This window comes from Leptolyngbya sp. FACHB-711 (assembly GCF_014695615.1).
GTDB lineage: Bacteria > Cyanobacteriota > Cyanobacteriia > Elainellales > Elainellaceae > Leptolyngbya_A.
The window spans coordinates 1-3,343 of sequence record NZ_JACJOR010000235.1; the positions used below are offsets into that span (position 1 = coordinate 1).

General features: G+C 49.3%; 2 protein-coding genes. Both read left to right on the forward strand.

Features of this window, described 5'->3' with window-relative positions:
- Positions 1-1,023, forward strand: a 1,023-nt coding sequence (locus tag H6F80_RS08925) for a glycosyltransferase family 2 protein (protein ID WP_206755054.1), incomplete at its 5' end; no start/stop codon positions are given.
- 176 nt (positions 1,024-1,199) lie between these two features.
- A partial coding sequence (locus H6F80_RS08930) for a PAS domain S-box protein (RefSeq protein ID WP_190791226.1) occupies positions 1,200-3,343 on the forward strand: 2,144 nt, incomplete at its 3' end.

Consider the following 3,343-nt stretch of genomic DNA (forward strand, 5'->3'; position numbering starts at 1 on the left):
GTAAATTGCAATGTCACCAGTAATCTATTTCTATCAGGTTCTATCATGAGTATCTTGTTGTCAGTTTGCATTCCAACGTTTAATCGAGCAGGCGAATTAGACCGTCAACTTGCCTGGCTAGAAGAGGAAATCAAAGGGTTTGAGTCCGAATGTGAAGTGATTGTTTCTGATAACTGCTCTGAAGATCAAACCCCAGCAATATTTGAAAAGTGGCGTCCTCGTTTCAATAAAGTCGTTTTTAAGACCAATCGAAACGCTGAAAATCTTGGATGGATGCGAAACTTCCAATACTTGCTAAATCAAGCTTCTGGAAAATATGTATGGATTGTTGGGGATGATGATCCAATTCAACCTGGAACGCTTGCTTATGTGTTGAATTCTCTTAAGTCTAAGCCAGGCTTATCCCTAATTTTCCTCAATTTCTTCGGTCGGCTTAAGCAAACTGGCGAAGTACACCTCCAGCATTATTTGCCAACGAACCTGGAGGAAAATTGGAGAGATGGCAAAGCAGTTTTTGAGAAATGCCTTGAGGAAGATATTGGAGCAGTCATTTTTATCACTTCAACAATTTTTCAAACCGAATACGTCCGAGCTGCGCTTGAAATGTGGCCCGGTAGCCTGGAAAACTGGGCTGGATTAGCCTACTGGGCTGGAAATTGTGCAGTTCACGGCGGCGTTCTGGTCACTAAAGAAAACTTCGTAGAATGTACGTTGGGAGCAAGCAATTGGGGAAAAGAGCCCCAACAGTGGTTTTACACAATTTATCGGGATATCCCTGCTGTTTACAACAAGCTCAAGGAACTAGGACTCTCTCGAAAAGTCTGCAATCGCAAAATCTTGCAGTTAACGAGTGAAAGACTATTACCCAACTATGTATTGAGCAATCTAAAATATTTGCTCTGGTGTTTCAAGTCGTTTTTCAGGCAATCTTTCCCAATCTTTTTCTCGTACTTGTTGATTTCAGCCGTAGCCCTAGTAGAGGTTTCTTTGAGGACTGAGCAAAAGCGTACAAAAGCCACTTAAAAAGAAGTTGCACGAGACCTACCGCACGAGACCTGATTGCTGTCGAGCCGGAGTTTTAGAACTGTTAGAAAACTTGCTTAAGGGGCATTCTAAGCAGTAACTCAATCTACTCCAACCTGGTCAGGGCAGGAGGCGATCGATCATCTGCCTATCAGCTTCTCAGCTCTAAAATTCCTATGCCGGACAACACTCGTTCTCCATACGAAACGGCTGACCCTACCCCCTGTAGCAATAACCCGATCGGGAGTGTGGCAGCCAATCTAGTCGCTGCTACAACGGGACGAAAACTGTCTGATACCCTGTTCCGGCAACTGTTCGATGAATCTGCAGATGCGATGCTGCTTCTAGAAGATGGGGAGGTCATTGACTGTAACCAAGCGGCAGTCAAGATGATGCGGTGCAGCAGCAAAGAGGAGCTGCTATCTCTTCAGTTTTCCCAAATGTCCCCCGAATGTCAGCCTGACGGGCAGTCGTCTCAGGCAAAAGCAAGAGAGATGTTCGCCGCAATGGCGGATCAGCGCAGTCAATGGTTCGAGTGGATGCATCGTCGAGTCGATGGCGAGGATTTCTGGGTAGAGGTGCTGCTGACCAAAATTGAGATCGATGGGCGAGAAATTTTCCATACGACCTGGCGTGAAATTAAGGATCGCAAACGGGCTGAAGCCGAACTGCGGGAACAAGCGCGATTGCTTCGCAGTATGTATGAAGCGGTCGAGCACAGCATCACGATGGTAAACGTGCTGGAAGATGGCGAGTTCCGCTTTGTCGGCTGGAATCCTGCAACTGAGAGAAGCGCCGGAATTCCCAGCGAAGCGATCGTCGGCAAGACCCCGGAAGAGCTGATGGGTCAGGAGCATGGGGCAGTCGTGCGGCACGATTACCAGCGATGCCTGGAGGCAGGAACTCCAATCACTTACGAGGAGTATCTTCCGCTTGGCGGGCGCGACTTTTGGTGGCTTACGACGCTCAATCCTCTGAAAGACGATCGCGGCAGAATTCACCGCATTGTTGTCACCGCGTTTGACATCACCGATCGCAAAATCGCTGAAGCCGCCCTTCAGCAAGCAGAATCCCACTACCGCAGTATTTTTGAAACCATCAACGATGGTATTGTTATCACGGATCTGGAAACCGGCAAAGTGGTTTCGGTCAATCCCGCAGCCTGTAGGATGCACGGCTACACCGCCGAGGAGTTTGTCGAGCTTCGTCCCTCTGAGTTGGTGCATCAGGACACTTTGCCAGAGTTTTTTCAGTTTGTTGAAACCATCAGGGCAGGAAAGCCGTTCTTCTGCACAGGAATTGACCTGCACAAAGATGGCAGCTCTATCGATGTTGAAGTGACAAGTGTTCCTTTTCGATACAGGGATAAGCCGCACGCTCTGTCAATCATCAGGGATATTGGCGATCGCAAAGCGGCTGAACAGGCGCAGGCAAGACTCACTGCGATTCTAGAAGCTACCTCTGACCTGATTGGTATTGCCGATATGCAGGGACGAGTCCTTTATATAAACCGTGCCGGACAGCGTTTGCTGGAGATTCCGCCAGCAGAAGCCCCAATGGGACTGCCGATCTCAACGATTCTTACCGAGGATTCCAAGCAGATTGTGCTGGAGCAGGGCATCCCGATCGCGATTCAGCAGGGCATTTGGCAGGGGGAATCCACTCACTTAAGCCGCAGTGGACGAGAAATTCCTGTCTCGCAGGTGATTATTGCCCACAAAGCCGCCGATGGAACTCCCGAATATCTTTCAACGATCGTGCGCGACATCACCGAGCAAAAACAGGCAGAAGTCGCCCTACAGCAAAGGGCACAGCGCGAACAACTCCTTAATTGCATCACCAGTCAGGTTCGCTGTTCGCTCAACTTTGACATTATTTTGACGACTGCGGTTGAGGAAATTCGTAGCTTTATGCAGGTCGATTCCTGCTCGTTTGCCTGGTACTGCCCCGATGCAGAAGAGCCTTACTGGGAAGTGGTCAAACAGGCTACCGCAGAAGCCCAGCCCAGCCTGCTAGGCCGCTATCCGGTTGCGGCGCTCGGTTCCCTGGCAGAACAGCTATTTGTTTTAGATACGGTTTGTATTGAAGATGTACACCAAGTTGGAGACCCAGTAGTTCGGCAACTCTTTAATGATTTGGGCTACGCAGCATCGCTAAACTTGCCAATGCAGATCCCTTCAGGATTAATTGGGGTGATGAACTGTCAAAACCGATCGCCCCGCTGCTGGACGGATGACGAGGTAAAGCTGTTGCAGGCAGTCATGGAGCAGTTGACGATCGCCCTGAACCAGGCAGAACTCTATGACCAGAGCCAGACCAA